Consider the following 23829-nt stretch of genomic DNA (forward strand, 5'->3'; position numbering starts at 1 on the left):
GGGACGCACTGCCTCGGCGAGGTGGGGAACGGAGGTCGTCAGCCCCCGAAGAGCCCGGTGACGGCGCTGATCGTGTCCTCGACCGCCTGGGTGCCGGCGTCCGCCGCACCGGTCAGGCTCTGGGCCGGGTCCGTCAGACCCGGGGTGGTACCGCCGGCCGGCGGGGTCGGCCTCGGGGCAGGGGCCGACGGCGCCGGGGCCGGCGTGCCGCCGCCGATCACGTCGCCCGGTCCGCCGGAGGGCCGGGCGCCGCCGACGAGGTCGCCGAGACCGCCCGGCAGCGACTGCCCGCCGAGCAGGCCGGCGATCCCGCCCGGGATCTCGTCGACGGGGTTCGCCGGGGTAGCGGGTTCGCCCTCGTCCTTGTCCTGGCCGTTCCCGGTGTTGCTGTTGTCGTCGCCCTGGCCCTTGCCGTTGCCGTTCCCGTTCCCCTGGCCGTTCCCGTTGCCCTGACCGTTGCCTTGTCCGTTGCCCGGGCCGGAGGGTTCGGGCGACAGCTCGGGCTCCGGTTCCGGTTCCGGCTCGGGTTCAGGAGCTGGTTCCGGGGTGGGCTGCGGCGAGGGGGCGGGCTCCGGCGCCGGGGCGTCCTCCGGGGACCGGGCCGCGGGCGGGGCCGGCTCGTCACGAGGCTGTGGCTCGGCGGGCGGGACGACCGGCGGCACGTCCTCCGCCGGAGGCTCCGGTGCCGGGGGCTCCGCGGCCGGCGGTTCGGCTGCGGGCGGTGCGTCCGCGGGCGGCGGGGCCGCGGGAGCTTCCGGCGCAGGCTCGGCCGGCGTCTCCACCTCGGGAGACGCCTTGGCCGGCCGGTCCGGCTCCGTGGCCAGGTAGGCCGCGGCACCACCGGCGAGCGCGAGGGCCGCGAGGATGCTCGCGGCGATCGCCGCCTGCTTGCCGGGCGTGTTGTCCTTCGGCTTCGCCGCGCGGGCGACCGCGGCCGCGGTGCCGACGGTGGCGCCGCCGTAGAAGAAGACGTACAGCTTGTCGCCGAACTCGCGGAGCATCCAGGAGACCTCCCGGACGTCCACGAACGCGAGCGTGCACGCCGCGCAGGCGTCCAGGTGGAGCTCGAAGTTCTTCCGGCGCCGGGGAAGCAGCCGGGCCTTGAGGTAGTCGTGCATGGCCGCGCGGGTCCGGCGGCACTCCGGCGCTTCGACCTGCTGCGCGTGCGCCGCGGCGAACGCCCCGGCGAGCTTCTCCTCGGCGCGGCGCAGCCGCATCGTCACGGCGTGCGGCCGCATCCCGAGGTCGTCCGCGATGGCGTTGACGGCCTTGTCGTGCACGTGCCGGTCGAACAGGAGCTGGCGCTCGTCGTTCTTGAGCTTCTCGAGCGCGTCCCGCAGCAGCGTGACGTCGGCCTCGCGCTCGACGGCGCGATCCGCGCCGTCGTCCGCCGGCGCGAGCGCGTCGAGCGTCCCGTCCTCGACGACGACGGCGCGTCCTGCCTCCCGTGTCATGGAGATGCCCTCGTTGAGGGCCGCGCGGCGCCAGTACGCGGGCGGGTTCTCGATCGTCCCGCCGCCGTTGACGATCCGGATCATCTTCTCGAGGGCGCGGCTGGCGGCCTCCTCGGCGTCGATGCCCGAGATCCGGGCGGCGACGGAGCGCACGACGTTCGGCTGGTGGACGACCCAGTCCTTGATCGTGGTGTCGGTGGTGGTCACGGATGCTCCCCCCTTCGTCGTGCGGACCGCTGGACTCGGACACGCTCGCCCATGGTCCCATCCGTCTCGCGGGTGATGGCAAATCTCCAGGCAGGATCCGCCGGAAACGCGCGTCCGGCGCCGTATCACGGACGATGGAACGCCTCGTACACGGCCTCGACACCCCGCGGCCCGGTGGTGGCGTTGATGACCGCGAGGGCGACCTCGCAGGCGGCCGCACACAGATCGGAGGCCCCCCAGGTGTCGGCCAGCCGGTACAGGCTGACCGCGTCGCCGTCCGAGTAGGCGCGCAGGTACTGCGCACCGAGCCGGATGAGCTCGGTGTGTTCGGTGCTCGTCATGTCCGCCTGACGCGCGAGGGGATCCGATGTCACGGCATTCCAGCCCCTCCGTCAGGGTGATCTTCAGGTCGGCGCGCCAGGCGTGGTGCCGGATTTGCGATGGTTCTGCCCGCAAATTTTGCCCGACGCCGGGCGATCCCGCCTGTTGAGCCGATGAACCCATGGTGTGACGTGAGTCACACCCGTTTCCGGCGAGTGTGCCGTGACATCCTCGTGCGTCAGACGTCATCCCATCGACGCACACGAGTCCGGGCCGCGCTGGGGGCGGCCCGATCCGGGTGGGTCGAAGGGAGCCGGCGCCGGACGGACTGCTCTGGGGGCAGGTCGACCGTGCCGGGTCCCGCTTCTTCCGGCCGGGCGCCGGTTCGAACTGCGCTGGGGGCAGGTCGAGCCGGTGCCCGTGCCGGAGCTATGCCGCGTTGGTGCTCTCCCGGGCGCGGAGCTCGGCGAGTTCGGCGCGGATGGCGCGGAGCTCGGTGAGGATCTCCGCCTCCGCCTCGTCCTGCTCCTTGTCGAGCACCTGGATGTCGGCCTCGATGCTCTCCATCCCGCTGACGATCACGGCGATGAAGAGGTTCAGCACGGCGAAGCTGACGATGAGGATGAAGAGCACGAAGAAGATCCACGCGCCGGGGACCGTCTCCCGCACCGTGGCGGCCATGTCCGGCCACGCCTCGCCGGTCATCACCTGGAAGAGGCTGAAGGCCGTGGTTCCCAGGTCCCCGAAGTACTCCGGGGCCGCGGTCTTGAACAGCTCGGTGGCGATGACCGCCGACACGTACATCACGAGCACGAGCAGTGCGCCCACCGACCCGAGGCCGGGGATCGCGGCGACCAGCCCGCTCACGACCCGCTTCATCGACGGCACGGCGTCGATCACCCGCAGGGCCCGCAGGATCCGCAGGGCGCGGAGGGCCCCCAGGGATCCGGACGCCGGGATCAGCGCGATCCCGACGACGACCAGGTCGAACCAGCTCCACGGGTCGCGGAAGAACCGCCGTCCGAGCGCGAACATCCGTGCGGCCAGCTCGAGGACGAAGATCCACAGCATCACGTGGTCGACCTGACGGAGAACTTCTTCGACGGGACCCCCGTCGAGCTGCGCCTCGACGCCCAGGATCAGGGCGTTCGAGATGATCACCACGAGGACGGTCGTCGTGAACCACTTCGCTTCGACGACTGCCTTGACCCGCAGCCTCGCCGCTTCCACGTGCTTCACCCGTGTTCTCCGTTCATGATCGTAGTGCTGGCAACACGCCGACAAGGGAGCCTACCGACACGCCAATGTCCGGCATCAACCTCATAGGGATTTCGCCAACGATGTAAGGAATCGCCGCATACAGTGGGCGAAACCGGCAGTTTTCTGCCATGGTAGGTGCCGCAACACAACTCACTGGAGGGATACCACCATGAACTTCATCCTCTTCCTGATCCTCGGGCTGCTGGCGGGTGTCATCGCCCGCATCATCCTGCCGGGCAAGCAGAAGGGCGGCTTCTGGCTGACGCTGCTGCTCGGCGTGGTCGGCGCCGTGCTCGGCGGCTGGCTGAGCAACCTGATCTTCGGCATCGACATGAACGAGTTCTGGTCGTGGCAGGCCTGGCTCTTCTCGATCATCGGTGCGGTCATCGTCATCGGGATCTTCGAGTTGATCTTCAACAAGCGTCGCTCGGCCTGACGGCCGGGAACAACGTCAGAGCGCCGCGGCGCCGTCGGCAACCCTGCCGACGGCGCCGCGGCGCTCGTCATACGTGCGAAAACCCGGCCCCAGGCGTCAGACGACGCGGATGAAGACCGGGTTGTCCTGCCACATCTCGGTGTACCGGCCGGGCAGGCCCTCCTGGTACCACTCCATGATCATGCCGTCGCCCGCGTACAGGGCCACGTGACCGGGGGACCAGACGATGTCACCGGGCTGGGGGTCGTAGACCTGGTAGCCGGAGCTGAGCATCGCGGAGGACGAGTGCGGCAGGTCGATGCCGTACAGGCCGTAGACGTACTGGATGAAGCCGGAGCAGTCGAACGCGCCGGGGGTCGAGCCGCCCCAGACGTAGGCGCCCGACAGGTAGCTGTAGGCCGTGTTGGTGACCTGGACGTTCAGCGGCGTGGGCGGCGGCTCCGGAGCCGGCGTCACCTCGACGACGCCCTCGACCTGGGTGGCGCCCTCGGCCGTGATGGTGGCGCCCTCGACGTCGAGCTTCGTGTCGGTGCTGACCGTGACGGCCTTCGCCGAGCTGACGGCCTGACCGGCCGACTCCTTTAGCGCGTCGAGGTTGAGCCCGTCGAGCTTCGCCGTCGTCGTCCTGGCGTCGGCGGCGGGGGCCGCGTGCGACGTCGTCGCGAACGTCGAGACCAGGACACCGCCTGCGGCGACAGCCAGCGCGCCGCGGCGAGCGACGACACCGGCGTTCTCGGACGCCGTGCGGGCGATGATCGTTATGGGGGTTGTGGCCTTGCGGTCCGCGCGATGGCGACCGCGCTGGGTGGCGTTGGGCACCGTGTTCTCCTGTAGCGCCTACGAGGTGAGCTGTCGGGTTCGGGTGGGAGATGCTGGCACCCGGCCACGCGGACTTGGGGGGTCCGCCCGGCTTCACCCCAAGAACGCCGGCCCCTCGAAACCTCCTGGCTCCGCTGGCCCGCCGTCCGGAGATGGTTCCCCCGTCCCTGCCATGGTCATCCTGGGTCACGATGCGGTGGCAGGGCTCGGCGTCCGCCTCGTGACTCCACCGATTCCGGTGGAGCGAGACTCAAGGTACACACCTTCGACGAAAAAGTCACGAACGTGTCACGCACCGCGTGAAATCGGCGGCAGTTGGCCGATTTTGCCGAAGGATCGGGCATTCGTGGAGACGCCTGCCGCGCGGCTTCCGATACCCTCCGCCGCATGGCCGACGGCGTGACGGACACCACAGCACACGACACCGACGACTACCTCGACGACGCCGACGAACGACCCGGGAGGATCTCGGGATGGTGGCTGCTGCCGATCGGTGGCCTGCTCTGGTGGGCGGCCGGGTTCCTGCCCTGGCTGCTCCACGAGATCTACCAGGCCGTCGGCCTGGAGCCCGCCTCCCTCGAGGAGATCGACGGCTTCACCCCGTTGCCGCTGGCCGCGCCCGACGCCGTCGCCGTCCTGGTGACGACGAGCGTCATCGGCGGCGCCCTCGCCGGCGGCAGCACGCGCCTGGCGCGGTACCGGGCGAGCGGCGCCGTCGCCGCCGTCGTCGGGACGGCGCTCACGGCGGCCGGGGTCGGGGCCGTCGCCTGGTGGCAGGTCCTCAGCGCCGAGGGGGCCGACGACGCCAAGGCCAACGCCCTCCTGGCCGTCACCGCGGGCGGCACCCTCCTGGGCCTGTTCCTCGGGCTGCTCGCCGCCCTGGCGCCCGCGCCGCTGCGGGCCCTCGCCCTCGCCCTGCCCGTCGTCCTGGCGGACGGCTGGGTGTGGGGGCTCGTGCCCGGTCATTCCGCGGTGCCGCAGGGGACCTGGTGGATCTTCGCGATCGTGCTGGGGATCGCGCTCGGGCTGGGCGTGGACCGCAATCCGCTGCAGATGCTCGGCTGGCTACCGGCGGCGGGGCTCGTCTGGGTGCTCCAGGCGGCGGGCCCGGTGCTGGACGCCGTCGGCGGGTACTTCGCGCCGGGCGCGGCGCCGCTGGCGGTCCCGGCCGTGCTCGACGCGGCCTGGGGGCCGCTCGTGGAGACCACGCTCTCCACGGACGGGCACCACCTGGAGGGGTGGGTCGTGGGACTGCTGATCGGCGTGGCCGTCGCCGGGCTGCGCCTGACCTGGTTCTCCCGGGACGAGGACGACGACGAGGCGTTCGACGCCCTCCGCGGCGAGTTCGCCGGGCCGTGAGGCCCGTCGCCGGGGCGGGCGCGAACCGCAGCGCATCGCGCCGCCCCGGCGAAAGGAGTCTGTCGGTGGCTCGTCAGGCGACCCGGATGAACGTCGGGTTGTCCTGCCACATGGCGCGGTAGCTCAGCGGGGTGCCGTAGCTGATCGCCTCGACCACCATGCCGTTGCCGGCGTAGATGGCGACGTGTCCCGGCGTCCAGACGATGTCGCCCGGCCGCGCCTCGGCGGCCGACACCTGCGTGCCCGCGGAGAGCAGGGACGACGACGAGTGGGGCAGCGAGACGCCCAGCTGCCCGAAGGCGTACACCACCAGGCCGGAGCAGTCGAAGCCGCCGGGCGACGCCCCGCCCCAGGCGTACGGCGTGCCGACGTGCTGCAGCGCGATCGCGACGGCCTGCGCGCCGATCGAACCGTCCGAGACCGGGGCCGCGGCGGGCTCCGCGGCCGGGGCCTCCTCGGCGACGGCCTGCGTCGTGACGGCGGCCTCCGCCACCACGACGGGCTCGGGTTCCGGCTCCGGCGCCGGCTTGACCTTGATCGCCGCCGTGGCGACCTCGAGCTGTGCGTCCGGCGCCACCCGCACCGCCGGCGCCGTCCTGACGCCGTCCCGCGAGACGCGCCCGAGGCTTTCCTGCCGTACCTCCTGGAGGTGCTCGCGGTCGAGCTCCGTGACGTGGGTGTGGCGAGCGTTGTCGGGGGTGGCCGAGGCTGTGCTCGACAGCGTCGTCGCGATGATCCCCGATGCCGCCGCGACCAGGGCGCCCTTGCGGGCGTGGCGCGCGGCGGACTTCGACAGTGCAGTCAGGGGGGTGTGGGGAGCGTGGTCGGCGCGGTGTCGACCGCGCCGGACGTTGGTACTCACCAGTGGTTCTCCGAATCGCACTTGTGGTCCCGGCGGCCACGAGATGGTGCCGTGCGGCCTCCGGGGCTGCGCCTTGGGTGACGCAACGAGAACGACGCTAAGCGACGACATCCACCTTTGTCTCGATCAGATAACAGGTGACGCAGAATATCTTGACAAGATCGTTCGCGGAACTTTTGTACCCGTGGTCGATCCGCAGGTCGTGACGGCTAAATCGATCATGGGTCGACGACGTGGCGATTGCGAAGATTTATCAGCTCTCGGCGTGTCGCCGAGGTAGGTTTCCGGCATGCGTGAGGAGCCGGGAACATCGCCGTCCGCCGCTCGTGTCCGACGCCGGCGCCGGCCGGCCGTCGGCCTGCTCGTGCTCCTGGCCTCGGCCGTCGTCCTCGCGGCCCTCGTGCTCAACGGCGTCCTCTGGCCCAACCGGGTGCTGACCGCCGCCTACGACGTGCGCGGGATCGACGTGTCGCACCACAACGGCACCGTCGACTGGCGGGCCGTCGCGGAACAGGAGATCGACTTCGCGTACGTCAAGGCGACCGAGGGGTCGGGTCACGTCGACGAGCGGTTCGCGGAGAACTGGCGTGGCGCTCGTGAGGCGGGGCTGACCGTCGGGGCGTACCACTTCATGAGCTTCGAGAGCCCTGGCGCGGACCAGGCGGCGAACCTCATGGCCGAGGTGCCCGCGGCGGAAGGCGCGCTACCGCCCGTCGTCGACCTGGAGCCGTACGGCGGGCACGCCCTGCCGCCCGCGGACGACGTGCGCGCGATCCTCGACCCGCTGCTGGCCGCGATCGAGGAGCACTACGGGAAGCCCGCGATCATCTACACGACCTCCCAGGCGTACGACAAGTACCTGACCGGGCGGTACCCGCGCAACCCCGTCTGGATCCGCTCGATCGCGTGGGAGCCGCGGCTCTCCGACGGGCGCGCCTGGACGATCTGGCAGTACTCCGACCGGGACCGGCTGGACGGCGTGGGGAAGGACCCCGGCGTCGAACCGTACGTGGACATGAACGTGGTCGACGGCACCCTCGAGGACCTGGTCGCGGGAACGTAGTACGGGCGAGCGGCGTCGCGACGGGTCAGTTCCGCGGGAGGATGTCGTGGATGTCCGCGAGCAGCGGCTTGAGCAGGGTGGTGCGCCGGGTGCGCAGGACGTCCTCGGTGACGGCGGCGATCCGTTCCAGGAGGGCGAGCGACGTCGTCAGGCGCGGGTCCGGGGCCGGGGCCGGCGGGCGATTCCCCGTGCGGGCCAGGGTGCCGGACCATTCCTGGGCGGCGCCGGTCAGCATCGACGCGAGATCGTCACGCTCGACGGGCCGGGCCGACATCGCGTACGCGATGGCCGCCCGGTGCAGTGCGTTCCGCGCCTCGCCGACGCTGCGCCCCGCCCGGGCGGCCTCGAAGAAGCCGCCCGCGCTGGTCCGCGCGAGCACGGGTTTCAGCTCGGGCGCCTTCTCGATGATGATCGGGCGGGGATCCAGCGGGACCTCGTAGCACAGTCCCGCCGGCACGTCGGCGTCGGGCAGGGACAGCTCGGGAACGGTGGTCATGGTTCCTCCGGGGCCGGCCGACCGTCGTGACGTGTCGGCTGCTGGTTCTTCGTTCCCGGATTACCAGTGAATCGGGCCGGCCGCGCGCCGTGAGCCCGGTGTGGTCAGGCGTTTTCGTGATCGTGCGCGGAACGCAGGTGAGCGTCGGCGCCGGGCATGTCGTCGTCGTCGGACGTGCGGCGCGAGGCGGTCAGCAGTGCGTCGCGCAGCGTGTCGAGGGCGGCGTCGACCGCCGCCTCGCTCCAGAGGTCGGCGGGGCGGTGGGCGGCCCAGGGGGCGGAGTCCGTCAGGTTCGTGTTCATGTCCCGTGGACGCGCGGACCGGCCGGATGTCACGGCACTTCGGCGAAGTCCGCGCAGCCTGCCGGAATCTCGTGCTCACCTGGCGCGACGGTGGTGCCCCGAGGGGCGGACGGAGGTTTGCGGGCCGCTGCGCGGCGGGCAAGAATGATGCTTTGGTGGCTCGGGCAACCATTGCCGCCGATTCCTCGATCGTTCCTGGAAGGGAGCATCACCCATGTCTCTGCGTCCGTTCGTCCGGCACCGTGTGCCTCGTCTCGCCGCGCTCTCCGTCGTCGTCGTCGGTCTCGCCGGCTGCGCGGCGGGAGGATCGGCGCCGGGCGCGGGCGACAGCGCTGTTCCGGTCACCGGGGAGACCGCGGCGGCGCCCGTGGCGGCCGACGAGGCCCACTGGTCCTACGAGGGGCAGACCGGGCCCGCCCACTGGGGCGAGCTGTCGGACGAGTACGCGCTGTGCGCCGACGGATCGCACCAGTCGCCGGTGGACCTGCCGGCCCGGGTGCCGGCCACGGGCGAGAGGGTCGAGTTCGAGGTGGACGAGGTCGAGGGCGTCGTCGAGGACACCGGTCATGCCTTCCAGCTCCCGGCCGACGAGGGCGAGGGAACGAGCCTCGGGTACGACGGCGAGGAGTACGAGCTGGTGCAGATGCACTTCCACACGCCGTCGGAGCACACGGTCGAGAAGGACCCGGCGGACATCGAGTTCCACTTCGTGCACGCGAACGAGCGCGGCGAGCTGCTCGTGCTGGGCCTGCTGGGGGACGAGGGCGCCGAGACGCCCGCGCTGCGGCCGTTCGTCGAGGCGGTCGACGGCGGGCCGGAGGCCGAGCTCGACCTGGCCGGCCTCCTCCCGGAGGGCTCCGCGGCCTACGTGTACGACGGCAGCCTGACGACTCCTCCGTGCTCGGAGGACGTGCACTGGATCGTGCTGGAGGACCGCGTCACGCTCTCGGCGGAGCAGCTCGGCACGCTCACCGGGGCCGGCCACGACCACAACGCGAGGCCGGCGGCGCCGCTCGGGGACCGTGAGATCACCGGCGGCACCGCGACCTTCGACGAGTAGCCCGGCTCAGCTCCTCATGCACGTCATGGACGACGTCGGGGGCGTCCCGCTGCCGATCATGCCGAACGTGGCCGAACCGCCGGCCGGGAGCTGTCCGTTCCAGGTCTCGTTCCGCACGGTGATCAGGTTGCCGTCGGTGGTCATGCGACCGTTCCACACCTGGCTGACGGTCCCGCCGGTCCAGGAGACGCTCCACGACGACGTCGCGAACCTGACCTGCACCGTGACCTCACCCTGGTAACCGCCCTGCCACGAGTTCACCGTGCGGTACGTCGCGCTGCACGCGCCTGCGGGGGTCGGGGTGCCGGGCGTGGTCGGCGAGACGGTCGGCGTCGGGCTCACCGGGGGCGTCGGGCTGACCGACGGCGTCGGGCTGGAGGTGGGCGGCGTCGTCGTCGACGGCAGGGAGGTGAAGAAGTCCCAGACGTACCGCGGGATCCCGATCCCGTTGGCCTGCCACTGGTGACCGCTGTCGGTGGCGATCCAGGTGACGGGGTACCCGTCGCGGCAGGTGTACTCGGTCTTGTAGTGCTGGCCGCTGCCCGGTGCGGGCTCCTGCGCGTTCTTGGCCTGGCAGCCGTTGTTCTGCAGGAACTTGTCGCGCAGGGCACGGCCCTGCGAGATGTTCAGGACGTCGTCGACGACGCCGTGCGAGCCGAGGTACGCGACGGGCTGCGTGCCGCCGGAGCACCCGGACAGCTGGGCGCCGTTGAGGACCGCGACGGCGCGGAACACGTCGGCGCGCGCGCAGGCCAGGGCGTAGCTCATGCCGCCGCCGTAGCTGAAGCCGGTGGCGAACCGCTGGGTGGTGTCGACGCAGAGCGCGTTCTCGACGGTGCGCAGCACGTCGTCGACGAACGTGACGTCCTGGCCGCCGGAGTTGGGCCAGGCGTTGTCGATGCCCTGCGGGGCCACGAAGATCGTGCTCCCGTTCGAGAGCGGCTTCAGGCCGTAGTAGTTCTCGCTCACGACGTTGGAGGACGTGCCGTGCCACCAGTGCAGGCCGACGACGAGCCGGTAGGGCTTGTTCTGGTCGTAGCCGGAGGGCACGTCGAGCTGGAACGTGCGGGACCGCCCGCCGCTCTGGATGGTGTGGTTGCCGGTCGACAGGCCCGCGGGCTTGCCGCAACCAGGGGTCGCCGCCGTGGTGGCCGTGGAGAGCTGGGCCTCGGCGACGGCGGACGCGGGCGCTATCAGGCCCGTGGTCGCCAGCAGGGCGGCGGCCGCCGCGAGCAGGACTCGCCGGCCTCGGGACGGGGTGGGATGGTGCATCGGTGCGCTCCCTTCAGGTTCCCCGGCAGCGTCGCCGGGGACGGTTTTCGCGGGCCGGGCCCGCAGGGCGTGGTGAATATATCGATAAACCGGACGTAGTAGAAGGGACTCAAACGCTTCACTACCGCGGGCTGGATCCGGCGGGCGAGCTGGTCCACACTGCCCTCATGCCGATTTTCCTCGTGCCCGGCCGCGGGCGGGTGCCCCGTCGGGCCGGAGCGCTCTGATGGGGCAGGAGCCGTGGGGCCTGAACGAGGCGCTCGCGGCCCGGCTGAGCCGGCTCCCGGAGCGGGACGTACGGCGGGTGCTCGGGCTCGGCCTGCCCGCGATCGCCCGCGGGGCCGCGGCGGTGGCGCTGCGCCTGCCCGACGGCGCGCTCGTCTCGCAGAAGACCGGGACGACCTGCGGGGCCGCGGTGCTGCTGATGCTCGCGGCGCAGCGGGAACCCGAGCTGGCGTGGTTCCTGTCCACGGGCGAACGGATCGAGGGGCGCGTCCCGGAGTTCCTCTTGGGTGCCCGCATCGGCACGAGGGGTACGACGACGCACGGCGGGGCGCCGGCGGGTGCTCGTGCCGGCGCCGGCGCGTCCGGACCGACGGACCGGCGCCTCGCCGCGGTCCAGGTCGCCGTCCGGCGGCGCACCAACCGCTGGACGTTCTGGCCGGGCGTGTTCTTCGGCTCGGCGCCGTGGGGCTACGTCCGCGAGGTGCGGAGGGTGACCGGGCGGCCCGTCGAGGCGGTGTACTCGGCTCTCGGCCCGCTCGGTCCGGACCGCCTCGACGTCGTCGACCGGGCCGTGGCGGCGGTGGACCGCGGCGTGCTCGTCCCGTTCCTCGCCGGTCCCTCGGCCGGTCAGAGCCGGGCCCGCCTGCCGCGGCACTACGTCCTCCTGGTGGGTCACGACGGCGACACGCTGCGGTTCTACGAACCCGCTTCCGGTGAGGTGCGGCGCGTGCCGCTGACCGCGGTGCGGGGCGGGGACGTCGGCGGGAACGACGTCTTCGGCGGGTGGGGCGCGGTCTACGGGGTCTTCCTGCCGGAGGCGTGAGGTTCACGCCTCGGCCGTGCGGGCCGCGCCGGGCGCGCCGGCCGTGGCGCGTGCGCCGGGCCGGTCCGTGATCCTGGGGTTGTAGCGGGACAGCCCGTCGAGGCGCCAGCGCAGCGGGAACCGGTGCTCGAGCTCGACGACGTGCTGGATCCGGAGGTCCACGAGGCGCTCTGCGCCGGGAAAGCGCGCCGCGCGCGCCTCGTCCCAGTCGACGGTGGCGGTGCCGGTCAGGTGCAGGGTGCGGCCGTTCTCCCAGTCGGCGAACAGCAGCCCTGCCCGCGGGTCGAGCTGGAGGTTCCCGAGCGTCATGTACATGGAGTTGCCGACGTACTCGGGCCAGGTCAGCCGGCCGGGCGTGGCGACGACGAAGCCGGGGTCGCCCCCGCGGTGCGAGGCATCGGCGCCGAGCCCGGGCGCGCGGGTCCCGACGAAGAACGTGTCGGCCGAGCCGATCCACGCGACCTGCTCCGGGCTCAGGGTGGTTCCGGTCCTGGCCACGGTGGCCGGTGACGTGAGCTCGGCCGGTTCCCCGTGCCGCGCGGTGAGGTACTTCGGGCAGTTCGACAGCACCTGATCGGCCTCGACGACGAGCGCCGTCCCGTCGGCGCGGGCCGTGCCGTTGATCCGCATCCGGCGCCGGGTGGCGGGCTCGATCGCGAGCATCCCGATCGGTCGTGGCGTGCCGAACGCCCCGGCCAGCGGGTCGACCGGCGGGAGCGTGGCGTCGACGCGGAAGACGGCGTCGCCGACGTGCCGCACGAATCCCGGCGGACCCGTGAGGATCGTCGTCCACACGGCGTCGTCGGACATCGCGGCGACCACGATCATCGGCTGTTCGTGCAGGAACTGCTCGGCGCGCGGCGGTACGGCGTTGCCCACGCGCGCGCTGCCGTGCGCGACCGCCGGGAACCCCGCGCGCCGCTGGACGGCGACCTCGCCGGAGTGATGCATCGGTTCTCCTCGGGACGGGCCCGGGGCGCGGGGCCCCGGGCCGGTGGGTGGGTGCGGAGGCTCGCGACTCAGAAGAAACCGCAGGTAGGGGCGCCCTTGACGGGTGCGGAGGACCCGTCGACGCCCGCCGGGGTGTAGATCTCGAGCCGGACGCCGTCGGGGTCGCTGAAGAAGACGCCGCCGGAGCCGGCGCCCTCGCCGTGCGCGACGACGCCGTCGTACGCGAACTCCACGCCGAGATCCTTCAGGACCGTCTCGGCCGCGCGCACGGCCTCGACGTCCGGCACCTCGAAGGACAGGTGGTGCAGGCCGGGCAGGCCGGTCGCGAAGGCGCCCTCGCTCTGCTGCCACAGCGCGATGCGCAGGGCGCCGTCGGTGCCGAGCAGCGCCCAGGCGCGCTCGTCGTCGGAGCGGGCAAGGATCTCGACGTCGAACAGGGCCTCGTAGAAATCGATCGATCGGGCCAGATCGGTCACGTTCAGCGCGACGTGGCCGGTCTTGAGCTGGGGCTTGGTCATGAGTCCTCCGGTTGCGAGTGCCTGGGTCTGAACTAACGGTTGTGAAGCCAACAACCATTAGTGGACGCTAGCGGCTAAGCTAATGGAAGGCAAGTGGTTCATCCGTTAGGCCGTTAGGGAAGGGAGGGTTCTCGTGTCGGACGACGTCGTGCCCGACCTGTACCCGGGCGAACCGGCCGTGGTGCGCCTCATGAACACCGTCTGGGCCGACCGGGCGGGGGTCCACGACGCCCTGAGCACGGTGAACGCGCTCGAACGATGGGCGGCGCAGTGCGGCCTCCGGCCGTTCTCGGACCTCGATCGCGCGGATCTCGAGGCGGCCCGCACGCTGCGCGACGCCGCCCGCCGGCTTGCCGCCGCGGCCCTCGACGACGCGCGGCCGGGCGCCGTCGCGGACGACCAGGCGGTGGGCGACGCGCTGGCCGTCCTCAACCGGTTCCAGGCCTCCTGCGCCCCCGAGCTGCAGCGCGCCGAGGGCGGGTTCCGGCAGGGCTGGGCCCACCGCGACGACGGGTTCGACCAGGTGCTCGCCACCCTCGCGCTGGAGACGGCCGCTCTGCTCGACGGCGGCGCCGCCCGCCTCGGCGCCTGCCACGGCCCCGGCTGCGTCCTCTACTTCGCACGCGTCCCGGCCCGCCGCGCCTGGTGCTCCGAGGGCTGCGGCAACCGCGCCCGGGTGGCCCGCCACTACCAGCGCCACAAGGCCGGGGGCGCCTGAACGTCCTGGACCGGGCTGCCGGGTGCTGCGGGTCACCGGTCTACTTTTCTGTTCGTTCTGCCCGGCTGCTGCCAGGATCAGCTCATGACCACCGAGGATGCCGCGGCTGAACCTTCGCCGGATGCGGCCGGCGGGCAGGGAGTTCCGTACGCCTCATGGGGTGCGCGCGTCGTCGCGGCGCTGCTGGACAACGGGATCGTCGCGGGCGTCGCCTGGCTCGCCGGCACCGACGCGGCGGTGCGGCTCTACTTCGGGATGGCGGCGTCGTCGGCCCGGGTGAACGAGGTGGAATGGCCGGCGATCGCCTGGCCGCTCGGCGTCCTGGCCGTGATCCTGGTGGTGCAGGGCGTCACGGGCTGGACGCCGGGGAAGCTGGTGACGGGGATCCGGGTGGTCGACGGAGGGTCCGGGCGTCCGGCGGGTGCGATCAGGGTGCTGGGGCGCCAGCTGTGGCACTTCCTCGACGCGATCTGCTTCCTGGGCTACCTCCGGCCGCTCGTGCACGAGAGGCGCCGCACCATCGCGGACTCGATCACCGGCACCGTCGTCGTCGAGCAGCTGCCCCGGCTGCCGCGGCGGCCGCGGATCGCGATCCATGCGGCAGCCCTCGTGGTCTGTGCGCTGGGCATCGGTTACGGGTATGTGCCGATCTCGGGCGCCGCCGCGTCCGGCACCGATGTCGTCGAGCTCTGTGACGTCGAGAACGACGACCCGCGGCTGACCTCGGGCGAGGTCTCGGTGGGCGGCGAGATCCTGACGGAGTCGGACCGCAGGCTGTGGACCGTGCGGAGCACCGCGACGGCGAAGCCGCGCGTCATCGTCCGCTGGAACAGCGACCAGGCGAGCGACTCGGTCTACCGGATCAAGGTGCGTGTACGGCCGCTGGGCGAGAACGACCCGAGCATCTCGAACACCTGGCGGATCAGCAGGCACCGCGGGGTCAGCCCGCACTTCTCGCGCTGGTCCGTCACCCCGAGCCGTATCGACCGAGCCGACGGCGACGTCGACACCTTCGAGCTGCGGCTGAACCGGGCGCCGGAGAACCTCGGTCAGCACGTGCGGATCGACGTCCGGGTCCTCGCCGGGGACGACGAACTGATGACGTGCAGCGGGACCATGCGCCCGGAGGGCGTGTCCCCGGTCTGACGCCGGGCCCAGCGGTACCGCACGCCCGCCCCAGGAGGTCATGCAGGGACGGACGTGCGGCTGTCGGTCAGACCCGGCTCCACCGCTGGTTGGCGTTGGAGTGGCACGACCACAGGATCACGGCCGTGCCGTTCGCGGTGGCGGCGCCGTTCACGTCGACGCACAGCGACGGGAACCGGACGCTGCTGATCGAGCTGCCGTTGAACGTCCACTGCTGGTTGCTGCCCCCGTTGCAGTCCCACAGCGTCACCCGGGTGCCGTTCACGGCGTTCGTGGGGACGTCCAGGCACTTGCCCAGCATCCGCAGCGTCTGGCCGTTCTGGGTGATCTGCTGGTTGACGCCGTTGTAGCAGTCGTAGATCTGCAGGCCCGTGCCGTTGGTGGTGGTGCCGTTCGGCACGTCGATGCACCGGCCCGCGGACTCGCTCCGCAGGCGGAACGTAGTGCCCGGCTGGGTCGAGCCGCCGTTGAGCGCGTCGAGGACGGAGTAGTAGGCGGCCTTCTTGTTGCCCGAGCGGTCGAACAGCAGCGGGTTGTCGTCACGCCAGGAGGTGTCGTCGCGCACACCCCACGCCGTGATGCCGGTGCAGCGCGAGACCGCGAGGCACGCCCGGGTCACCGCCGCGTAGATGTTGGCCTGGTTGCTGCCCTGCTCCACGTCGAGCTCGGTGATCTGCACGTCGACACCCAGGTCCGCGAACCGCTGCAGGTTGGCCTGGTAGTCGCCGGAGAGCGTGGTCCCCAGGTGCGACTGGAACCCGACGCAGTCGATCGGCACCCCGCGGGCCTTGAAGTCCCGGACCATGTTGTAGATCCCGGTCGACTTCGCGTTGATCCCGTCGGTGTTGTAGTCGTTGTAGCAGAGCTTGGCGCCCGGGTCGGCCGCCCGTGCGGCCCGGAACGCCGCCTCGATCCAGTCGTTCCCCGTGCGCTGCAGGTTCGAGTCGCGCCGGCCGCCCGAACCGCCGTCGGCGAACGCCTCGTTGACCACGTCCCAGGCGTAGACCTTGCCCCGGTAGTGCTCGGCGACCTTGGTCACGTGGTTGAGCAGCGCGCTGCGCAGCGCGCTGCCCGACATGTTCTGCATCCAGCCCGGCTGCTGGGCGTGCCACGCCAGCGTGTGCCCGCGCACCCGCTTGCCGTTGCTGATCGCCCAGTTCGCGATCCGGTCGCCGCTGGTGAAGTTGAACTGGTTCTGCGACGGCTCGGTCGCGTCCATCTTCATCTCGTTCTCGGCCGTGATCATGTTGAACTCACGGTTCAGGATCGTGGTGTAGGCCGACTCGCTCAGCCGGCCGGCCGGCACTGCCGCACCGAAGTACCGCCCGGTCTGCGCGGCCGCGGCACCCAGGGTGCTCTCCGCCGCCTCTGCCGGCGCGGCAGCCGTCAGACCGGCGATCACCGACACGATGCACAACGCCGCACCCACTAGGGCGCGACGGCCTCGCCTTGATGTTGTCCTCAACGCAAACTCCTCCCTACGTCGCCTGGCGTCCTCGACAGGCGTGGACCGAGCGAGAGGTTCCGCTCGTGTTAGCGATCACATAACACCGCTCGGCGACCCTCTGTCGACGTCCTCGCAACGAATGAAACGTTTGATGACCCACAGGCGGGAACGAGCGGCGGATGCCTGACGAGCTGCCCGCCGAGCGGGTTCGCAGCCGCGTCGTGTCCATGTACGTGGGCACCGACACGATGTCCACGTACGTGGACATCGCGGAGCGCTCAGGCCGGGGTAGACCTGATGTCTCAGACCTGCATGTCGACGAAGCGCTGGTAGTGGCCCTGGAAGGCGACCGTGATGACGTCGGTCGGGCCGTTACGGTGCTTGGCGACGATCAGGTCCGCCTCGCCCGCGCGGGGGGACTCCTTCTCGTAGGCGTCCTCGCGGTGAAGCAGGATCACAACGTCGGCATCCTGCTCAATTGATCCACTTTCGCGCAGATCCGACATCTGCGGTTTCTTGTCGCCACGTTGTTCCGGGCCACGGTTCAGCTGGGAGATCGCGATCACCGGGACCTCGAGTTCCTTCGCCAGGAGCTTGAGGGCGCGGGAGAACTCCGAGACCTCCTGCTGACGCGACTCGACGCGCTTGCCGGAGGACATGAGCTGGAGGTAGTCGATCACGACGAGGCTCAGGTTGTGGCGTTGCTTCAGCCGCCGGCACTTGGCCCGGATCTCCATGAGCGACATGTTCGGCGAGTCGTCGATGAACAGCGGGGCGTCCGAGATCTTGCCCATGGTCGCGGCCAGCTTCTGCCAGTCGCCGTCGTCCATCTTCCCGGACCGCATCCGCGTCAGCGGCACCCGCGCCTCGCTCGCGAGCAGGCGCATCGTGATCTCGTTCCGGCTCATCTCGAGCGAGAAGATCACCGCGGCCTTGTTGTGATGAATGGCCGCATGTCCTGCGACATTAATGCCCAAAACGGACTTACCGACCGCAGGTCGGGCGGCCACCACGATCATCTGGCCCGGGTGGAGCCCGTTCGTCAGGCGGTCGAAGTCCGAGTAGCCCGTGGGCACGCCGACCATGCCCTCGCCGCGGCCCTGGGCCGCGTCGATCTCGTCGAAGGTGGGACCGATGATCTCCGAGAGCGGGAGGTAGTCCTCGCTCGCGCGTCGCTCCGTGACCGCGTAGACCTCGGCCTGGGCGTTGTCGACGACGGTGTCCACCTCGCCGTCCGCCGAGTACCCCATCTGCACGATGCGCGTGCCCGCCTCGACGAGCCGCCGCAGGATGGCGCGCTCGCGCACGATCCTGGCGTAGTACCCGGCGTTGGCCGCCGTGGGCACGCCCGCGATCAGGTCGTGCAGGTAGGGGGCGCCGCCGACCTTCGCCAGCGTGCCGCGCTTGTTCAGCTCCGCCGACACCGTGATCGAGTCGGCCGGTTCACCACGCCCGTACAGGTCGATGATCGCGTCGTAGACCATCTCGTGGGCAGGGCGGTAGAAGTCGACGCCGCGGATCTGCTCGATCACGTCCGCGATCGCGTCCTTCGACAGCAGCATGCCGCCGAGCACGCTCATCTCCGCCTGGATGTCCTGGGGCGGTGTGCGGTCGAGACCGTGCCCAGGTCCGGAAAAGCCTGCTTCGAGCTCGTCGATCGACATCCGGACCTCCTTTCGCTGTCTCGCACCGCCTTCACGGCGGCCACCGGTGCCTGCGGTTCGCCCTCGCCGGGCCTGGCTCCAGTTGTACTCCGGGACACTGACATGGCGGCCCGACACCCCGCAACGCGGCCTGTGGATAACTCTGTGGACAAGGATGTGGAAAAGTGGCTCAGGCTGTGTACAGCGGGCCACAACCGGTGGACAACCCTGTGGACAACTGTGGACAGTCGCTGTGCATAACTCGCAGATTCCACCCCTGACCTGCAAGGACATTACCCCCAGCCTGTGGAGGAAGAAAAAGTTGGGCGAGTCTCGTCACGCCACGCCGACACCTGATGACAACACTCCCGACGCCAGGAGTTCAGATACCACGGACCCGCAAGCGCGCCCCGGAGCACGGTTATCCACAGGCCCGGCCCCGTCCGGTACGACCCGGGACAGCCCCGCGATCAACCGCGAGATCCTTGCCCTCGCCGTCCCGGCCCTCGGCGCGCTCGTCGCCGAGCCGTTGTTCGTCCTGGCCGATTCCGCGATCGTCGGCCACCTCGGCACGGCCCAGCTCGCGGGCCTGAGTCTCGCCTCCAACGTCATCCTCACCGTCGTCGGCCTGTGCATCTTCCTCGCCTACACGACGACGGCGCAGGTGGCCCGCCTCATGGGCGCGGGCCGCGAACGCGACGCGCTCCAGGCGGGCCTCGACGGCATCTGGCTCGCCCTCGGCCTGGGCGCCGTCCTCGCCACGACCCTCGTCCTCACCGCCGACGTCACCGTCGCGGCCCTGGGCGGCACCGGCGACGTGGCCCGCCATGCCGTCTCCTACCTGCGGTGGGCCGCCCCCGGCCTGGCCGGGATGCTCATGGTCAACGCGTCGACGGGCGTGCTGCGCGGCCTCCGCGACACCCGCACCCCGCTCGTCGTCGCGGCAGCCGGTGCGGTCGCGAACCTCGTCCTCAACATCGCCCTCGTCTACGGCGCGAACCTCGGCATCGCCGGCTCCGCGATCGGCACCATGCTCACCCAGTTCGGCATGGCCACGGCCCTGGCGGTCATCGTGGTCCGCGGCGCCCGGTCCCGCGGCGCGAACCTCCGCCCGCACGCCCGCGGCATCCTCTCCGGCGCCCGCGCGGGGCTCCCGCTCGTCATCCGCACCCTCAGCCTGCGGGCCGCGATCCTCCTGACCGTCTACGTGGCCACGGGCCTCGGCGCCGTCGCGCTCGCCGCCCACCAGGTCGTCAACAGCATGTGGGGCCTGACCGCCCTCGCCCTCGACGCGCTGGCCATCGCCTCGCAGGCGCTCGTCGGCCATGCGCTCGGCGCGGCCGACGTCCCGCGCGTCCGCGCGATCCTGCGCCGCTGCCTGCACTGGGGCGTCGCCTCCGGCGCCGCGATCGGCCTGCTCATGGCGGCGGGCGGCTGGTTCGTCGCACCGCTGTTCACGCCCGACGACGACGTCCGCGGGGCCATCGCCCTCGCCTTCGCCGTCTGCGGCCTCCTGCTGCCGGTGGCGGGGTACGTCTTCGTGCTCGACGGCGTCCTCATCGGCGCGGGCGACGGCCGCTACCTCGCCTGGGCGGGCCTCGCGACGCTGGTCGTCTATGTCCCGTGCGCCCTCGCCGTCCACGCCTGGGCTCCCCCCGGCCCGGTCGGCCTCGCCTGGCTCTGGGCCGCCTTCGCGGGCGCCTTCATGGCCGCCCGCGCGGTCACGACGGGGCTGCGAGCGCGCACCGATCGCTGGCTGGTCACCGGAGCCTGACATCGCGTGGCCCGCCCTGTCCGACAGCCCGTGCCGGAGATGCCAGGAAATGCCACGTGAATCACGTATCTTCGTTGCCGGACACCCCGATGCGGGTAACTGTGGTTCGAGCCGTCATGAGATGGCCTACCCCATGCGTCCTTGTTCGCGGACGCCGGATCGCAGGAGGCTTCATGCGACGTCGCATCATGTCCGGGAGGAGAGCAGCCGCCGCGCTCGCGGCGGCACTGTCGCTCGCGGCCGTCCCGGCGGGAGGTGCCGTACCGGCACTCGCCGGGCAGGCCGGGGAACCCGGGAGGGCGAGCGCCGTCGCCCCGGCCGCCCTCGTCACCGGTCAGCGGGACGGCTCCCGGCAGGACTCCGCGGACGCCGCCCGGAGGAAGCTCTCCACGACCCTCCGCGCCCGCCTCGAGGCCGAGACGGACCGGCCCACCGGTTTCTGGATCCGCCTCGAGGACCGGGCCGACCTGTCCGCGGCGTCGTCCGTCACCGGCTGGGCCGATCGCGGTCGGTACGTCTACGACGCACTGACCAGCACCGCGAAGGCGTCCCAGGCCGGTGTCGTGAAGGAGCTGCGCGCCGCGGGCGCGCGCTACGAGAGGTTCTGGATCAGCAACGCCATCCTCGTGACCGACGGCGACCTGGGTCTCGCCGAACGTCTCGCCGCGGTGCCCGCCGTCGAGCGCCTCCACGAGCGGGTCACGGCCGAGCGCATCGAGCCGGTCGAGCGCCGGGCCGCGGTCGACGCCCTGACCGGGAGCTCCGACGAGGCCGTCGAGTGGGGCGTCGCGGCCGTCAACGCCCCGGCGGTCTGGGACCTCGGCCACACGGGCGAGGGCATCACGGTCTCCGCCGTCGACTCCGGCGCCGACCTGCGCCACCCCGCGCTCGCGTCGCACTACCGCGGCGCCCGGGAGGACGGCACGTTCAGCCACGACCACAACTGGTTCGACGCCGCCGGCTCCTGTGCCGGCGAGCCCTGCGACACCTACGGCCACGGTACCCACGTGACGGGCACGATGGTCGGCGACGACGGCGCGGAGAACCACACCGGCGTCGCTCCGGGAGCGCGCTGGATCGCGGCGAACGGCTGCCGCTCCTGCGCCGACGCCGATCTGCTCGCGTCCGGCCAGTGGATCCTGGCGCCGACGCGCGCCGACGGCAGGCAGCCCGACCCGGCCATGCGGCCCCACGTCGTGAACAACTCCTGGGGATCCCAGCTGGAGGGCGACATCAACGGCTTCTTCGCGGACGAGGTGGCGGCCTGGGAGGCCGCGGGCATCTTCGCCGTGTGGGCGGCCGGCAACGCCGGCAGGTTCGGCTGTGCGACGGCGTCGTCCCCGGGCGCGAACGCTCCCGCGTTCTCGGTCGGCGCGACGACGGCGGACGGCGAGATCGCGGTCTACTCGTCCCGGGGCCCGGGCGAGAACGGCCTGACCAAGCCGAACGTCGCGGCTCCCGGCCAGGACGTCCGTTCCGCGGTCCCCGGCGGCGGGTACGAGGCGTACTCCGGCACCTCGATGGCCGCCCCGCACGTCGCGGGCGCCGTCGCCCTGCTCTGGTCGGCCGTGCCGAGCCTGATCGGTGACGTCGCCGCGACGCGGGACCTGCTGCACGCGTCCGCCGCCGACCACCCCGACGACGAGTGCGGCGGCGTGGCCGGCAACAACAACGTGTACGGCGAGGGCGACCTCGACGTGCTCGCGCTGGTCCAGGCTGCGGGGCAGGAGGAGCGCGGCCACCTCGCCGGGACCGTCGCCGGCGCGGACGGTGAGGCGCTCGACGGCGCCACCGTCACGGTCGCCGACCGCGGTACCACCGTGCACGACGTCGTCCTCGGCGCGGCGACCAGGACGACGATCACGCACTCCTCCTCGCAGGAGATCGCGCCCGGGAACTCGGCCGCGTGCGTCGAGGCGGCGACGCAGGTGCTGCGGACCTTCACGCTGGACGACTTCGGGATCGCCGGGGACTTCGCCGTGACGAACGTGTCGTTCGGCGTGGAGGTGGCGGACGCCGGCGCCGAGGTGACCGTGAACCTCTACACGCTGGACGGCGCGCTGCTCTACGAGAACCTGGAGCTCCTCGGCTCGGCGCAGGCCACGCTGGAGGCGCAGGAGCTCACGCTGGTGGACGTTCCCGTGACGGGTGTCGCGCCCGCGGGCAGCACGCTCGTGGTGGAGGTCGCGGTGCAGGACGGGCCGTTCTTCTTCGTCGGGTCCAACGCGGAGCCGGAGACGGCGCCCACCTACATCGCGAGCGAGCCGTGCGGTCACACCGAACCGGTCGAGGTCGCCGGGACCGGGTACCCCGGCATGCACGCGGTGATCGACGTGACCGGGGAGGCCGAGACCGAGGTGCCCTGGCTCGACGGGCGGCCGCCGGCTTTCACGCCGAGACCGGGGCGTGGCGGAGCACACCCCGGTGGTCCAGGGGCAGACCGTGGTGAAGAACTTCCCGCTGACGGAGTTCTCCGGGTGAGGTGAGGTGGGCCGGCGGCGCGGACGGCGTCCGCGCCGCCTCCGGTCCTACTCGCCCCGGATCCAGGCCTCCAGGAGGGCGCGGGCCTCCATGTCCTCCCGCTGTTCCGGCGGGGACTTCATGAAGTAGGTCGACGCCGGCTGGATCGGGCCGCCCTCGTTGCGGTCGAGGGCGATCTTGGCGCAGCGCACGGCGTCGATGATGATGCCCGCCGAGTTGGGGGAGTCCCAGACCTCGAGCTTGTACTCCAGGTTGAGCGGGACCTCGCCGAAGGCCCGGCCTTCCAGGCGGACGTAGGCCCACTTGCGGTCGTCGAGCCAGGCGACGTAGTCGGACGGGCCGATGTGGACGTTGCGGTCCTCCGTGACGCCGGCGAGGGGGCCGTCCGTGAGGTTGGAGGTGACGGCCTGCGTCTTGGAGACCTTCTTGGACTCCAGGCGCTCGCGCTGCAGCATGTTCTTGAAGTCCATGTTGCCGCCGACGTTGAGCTGGTAGGTGCGGTCCAGCACGACGCCGCGGTCCTCGAAGAGCTTGGCCAGGACGCGGTGGGTGATGGTCGCGCCGACCTGGGACTTGATGTCGTCGCCGATGATCGGGACGCCCGCGTCCTCGAACTTCTTGGCCCATTCCGGGTCCGAGGCGATGAAGACCGGGAGGGCGTTGACGAAGGCGACGCCGGCGTCGACGGCGCACTGGGCGTAGAACTTGTCCGCCTCCTCGGAACCCACGGGGAGGTAGGAGACCAGGACGTCGGCCCGCGCCTCGCGGAGGGCGGCGACGACGTCGACCGGCTCGGCGTCGGACTCGTCGATCGTGGCCCGGTAGTAGGTGCCCAGGCCGTCGAGGGTGGGCCCGCGCTGGACGTGGACGCCCGTGGGCGGCACGTCGGCGATCTTGATCGTGTTGTTCTCGGACGCGGTGATCGCGTCGGAGAGATCGAAGCCCACCTTCTTCGCGTCGACGTCGAACGCCGCCACGAACTCGAGATCACGCACGTGGTAGTCGCCGAGCTGGACGTGCATCAGCCCCGGCACCTTGTCGTGCGGGTCGGCGTCCCGGTAGAAGTGCACGCCCTGGATCAGGGACGACGCACAGTTCCCTACGCCAACGATCGCGACGCGGATGGAAGGCATCCTTACTCCTTACTGTGACTTCATGGCGTTCACCCCAACAACGGCTCCGGCGCGAGCGT

The 23829-nt window shown here is 71.6% G+C and carries 22 protein-coding genes and 1 riboswitch; of the genes, 9 read left to right on the plus strand and 13 right to left on the minus strand.

Features of this window, described 5'->3' with window-relative positions; all coding sequences use genetic code 11:
* Positions 1–38: 38 nt before the first annotated feature.
* The 3 genes from ABD208_RS11580 to ABD208_RS11590 form a co-directional block, all read right to left on the minus strand.
* Entirely contained in the window at positions 39–1661 is a 1623-nt protein-coding gene (locus ABD208_RS11580; RefSeq protein ID WP_344102828.1) for a zf-HC2 domain-containing protein, read from the minus strand.
* A gap of 125 nt (positions 1662–1786) precedes the next feature.
* Positions 1787–2002: a hypothetical protein gene (locus ABD208_RS11585; protein WP_344102831.1), complete on the minus strand. Its 216-nt coding sequence runs from the start codon at positions 2000–2002 to the stop codon at positions 1787–1789.
* Positions 2003–2411: 409 nt separating this feature from the next.
* A complete protein-coding gene (locus ABD208_RS11590; protein ID WP_344102833.1) occupies positions 2412–3221 on the minus strand; it encodes an ion transporter in 810 nt (269 codons plus the stop codon).
* Positions 3222–3411: 190 nt separating this feature from the next.
* Between ABD208_RS11590 and ABD208_RS11595 the strand changes: the two genes are divergently transcribed.
* Entirely contained in the window at positions 3412–3678 is a 267-nt protein-coding gene (locus tag ABD208_RS11595) for a GlsB/YeaQ/YmgE family stress response membrane protein (RefSeq protein ID WP_344102835.1), read from the plus strand.
* A 96-nt stretch (positions 3679–3774) separates the two neighbouring features.
* On the opposite strand, the gene ABD208_RS11600 is transcribed toward ABD208_RS11595, so the two are convergent.
* A complete protein-coding gene (locus tag ABD208_RS11600) occupies positions 3775–4497 on the minus strand; it encodes a C40 family peptidase (protein WP_344102837.1) in 723 nt (240 codons plus the stop codon).
* A gap of 1 nt (position 4498) precedes the next feature.
* A riboswitch (cyclic di-AMP (ydaO/yuaA leader) is annotated at positions 4499–4686 on the minus strand.
* A 198-nt stretch (positions 4687–4884) separates the two neighbouring features.
* On the opposite strand from ABD208_RS11600, the gene ABD208_RS11605 reads away from it, so the two are divergent.
* Positions 4885–5856 (plus strand): hypothetical protein, encoded by a 972-nt coding sequence (locus ABD208_RS11605; protein WP_344102839.1) that lies wholly within the window; start codon positions 4885–4887, stop codon positions 5854–5856.
* A gap of 73 nt (positions 5857–5929) precedes the next feature.
* On the opposite strand, the gene ABD208_RS11610 is transcribed toward ABD208_RS11605, so the two are convergent.
* Positions 5930–6718, minus strand: a complete 789-nt coding sequence (locus tag ABD208_RS11610) for a C40 family peptidase (RefSeq protein ID WP_344102842.1) — start codon at positions 6716–6718, stop codon at positions 5930–5932.
* 289 nt (positions 6719–7007) lie between these two features.
* Here ABD208_RS11610 and ABD208_RS11615 point away from each other — a divergent pair, with 289 nt between their 5' ends.
* On the plus strand, positions 7008–7781 hold the full coding sequence (locus tag ABD208_RS11615) for a GH25 family lysozyme (RefSeq protein WP_344102844.1): 774 nt from the start codon (positions 7008–7010) through the stop codon (positions 7779–7781).
* A 25-nt stretch (positions 7782–7806) separates the two neighbouring features.
* On the opposite strand, the gene ABD208_RS11620 is transcribed toward ABD208_RS11615, so the two are convergent.
* Both ABD208_RS11620 and ABD208_RS11625 read right to left on the minus strand, forming a co-directional pair.
* Positions 7807–8277, minus strand: coding sequence for a hypothetical protein (locus ABD208_RS11620; RefSeq protein ID WP_344102846.1), 471 nt, complete (start codon positions 8275–8277; stop codon positions 7807–7809).
* Between the two features lie 104 nt (positions 8278–8381).
* Positions 8382–8579 (minus strand): hypothetical protein, encoded by a 198-nt coding sequence (locus ABD208_RS11625; protein ID WP_344102849.1) that lies wholly within the window; start codon positions 8577–8579, stop codon positions 8382–8384.
* A gap of 214 nt (positions 8580–8793) precedes the next feature.
* On the opposite strand from ABD208_RS11625, the gene ABD208_RS11630 reads away from it, so the two are divergent.
* Positions 8794–9639: a carbonic anhydrase family protein gene (locus tag ABD208_RS11630; RefSeq protein ID WP_344102851.1), complete on the plus strand. Its 846-nt coding sequence runs from the start codon at positions 8794–8796 to the stop codon at positions 9637–9639.
* Positions 9640–9645: 6 nt separating this feature from the next.
* Here ABD208_RS11630 and ABD208_RS11635 read toward each other — a convergent pair whose 3' ends face one another.
* Entirely contained in the window at positions 9646–10911 is a 1266-nt protein-coding gene (locus ABD208_RS11635) for a CE1 family esterase (RefSeq protein WP_344102853.1), read from the minus strand.
* A 226-nt stretch (positions 10912–11137) separates the two neighbouring features.
* Between ABD208_RS11635 and ABD208_RS11640 the strand changes: the two genes are divergently transcribed.
* Positions 11138–11959 carry a hypothetical protein gene (locus tag ABD208_RS11640; protein ID WP_344102855.1) on the plus strand — a complete coding sequence of 274 codons (822 nt, stop codon included), beginning with the start codon at positions 11138–11140 and terminating at the stop codon, positions 11957–11959.
* Between the two features lie 3 nt (positions 11960–11962).
* Here the strand turns inward: ABD208_RS11640 and ABD208_RS11645 are convergent, their stop codons facing one another.
* Both ABD208_RS11645 and ABD208_RS11650 read right to left on the minus strand, forming a co-directional pair.
* A complete protein-coding gene (locus ABD208_RS11645; protein WP_344102857.1) occupies positions 11963–12910 on the minus strand; it encodes a pyridoxamine 5'-phosphate oxidase family protein in 948 nt (315 codons plus the stop codon).
* A gap of 68 nt (positions 12911–12978) precedes the next feature.
* Entirely contained in the window at positions 12979–13428 is a 450-nt protein-coding gene (locus ABD208_RS11650) for a VOC family protein (protein WP_344102859.1), read from the minus strand.
* Between the two features lie 133 nt (positions 13429–13561).
* Here ABD208_RS11650 and ABD208_RS11655 point away from each other — a divergent pair, with 133 nt between their 5' ends.
* Complete coding sequence (locus ABD208_RS11655) at positions 13562–14146, plus strand: CGNR zinc finger domain-containing protein (RefSeq protein WP_344102861.1); 585 nt, start codon at positions 13562–13564, stop codon at positions 14144–14146.
* Between the two features lie 84 nt (positions 14147–14230).
* On the plus strand, positions 14231–15292 hold the full coding sequence (locus ABD208_RS11660) for an RDD family protein (RefSeq protein ID WP_344102863.1): 1062 nt from the start codon (positions 14231–14233) through the stop codon (positions 15290–15292).
* Between the two features lie 67 nt (positions 15293–15359).
* Here ABD208_RS11660 and ABD208_RS11665 read toward each other — a convergent pair whose 3' ends face one another.
* Both ABD208_RS11665 and dnaB read right to left on the minus strand, forming a co-directional pair.
* The gene (locus ABD208_RS11665) at positions 15360–16694 is read right to left on the minus strand and encodes an endo-1,4-beta-xylanase (protein WP_344102865.1); all 1335 of its coding nucleotides are present in this window, start codon (positions 16692–16694) and stop codon (positions 15360–15362) included.
* 347 nt (positions 16695–17041) lie between these two features.
* Complete coding sequence (dnaB, locus tag ABD208_RS11670; protein WP_344102867.1) at positions 17042–18403, minus strand: replicative DNA helicase; 1362 nt, start codon at positions 18401–18403, stop codon at positions 17042–17044.
* A 448-nt stretch (positions 18404–18851) separates the two neighbouring features.
* Between dnaB and ABD208_RS11675 the strand changes: the two genes are divergently transcribed.
* A complete protein-coding gene (locus ABD208_RS11675; protein ID WP_344103244.1) occupies positions 18852–20156 on the plus strand; it encodes an MATE family efflux transporter in 1305 nt (434 codons plus the stop codon).
* 173 nt (positions 20157–20329) lie between these two features.
* Positions 20330–22642 carry a S8 family serine peptidase gene (locus tag ABD208_RS11680; RefSeq protein ID WP_344102869.1) on the plus strand — a complete coding sequence of 771 codons (2313 nt, stop codon included), beginning with the start codon at positions 20330–20332 and terminating at the stop codon, positions 22640–22642.
* Positions 22643–22684: 42 nt separating this feature from the next.
* On the opposite strand, the gene ABD208_RS11685 is transcribed toward ABD208_RS11680, so the two are convergent.
* A complete protein-coding gene (locus ABD208_RS11685; protein WP_344102871.1) occupies positions 22685–23770 on the minus strand; it encodes an inositol-3-phosphate synthase in 1086 nt (361 codons plus the stop codon).
* Between the last annotated feature and the right edge of the window lie 59 nt (positions 23771–23829).

It is taken from the genome of Myceligenerans crystallogenes (assembly GCF_039529775.1).
GTDB lineage: Bacteria > Actinomycetota > Actinomycetes > Actinomycetales > Cellulomonadaceae > Myceligenerans > Myceligenerans crystallogenes.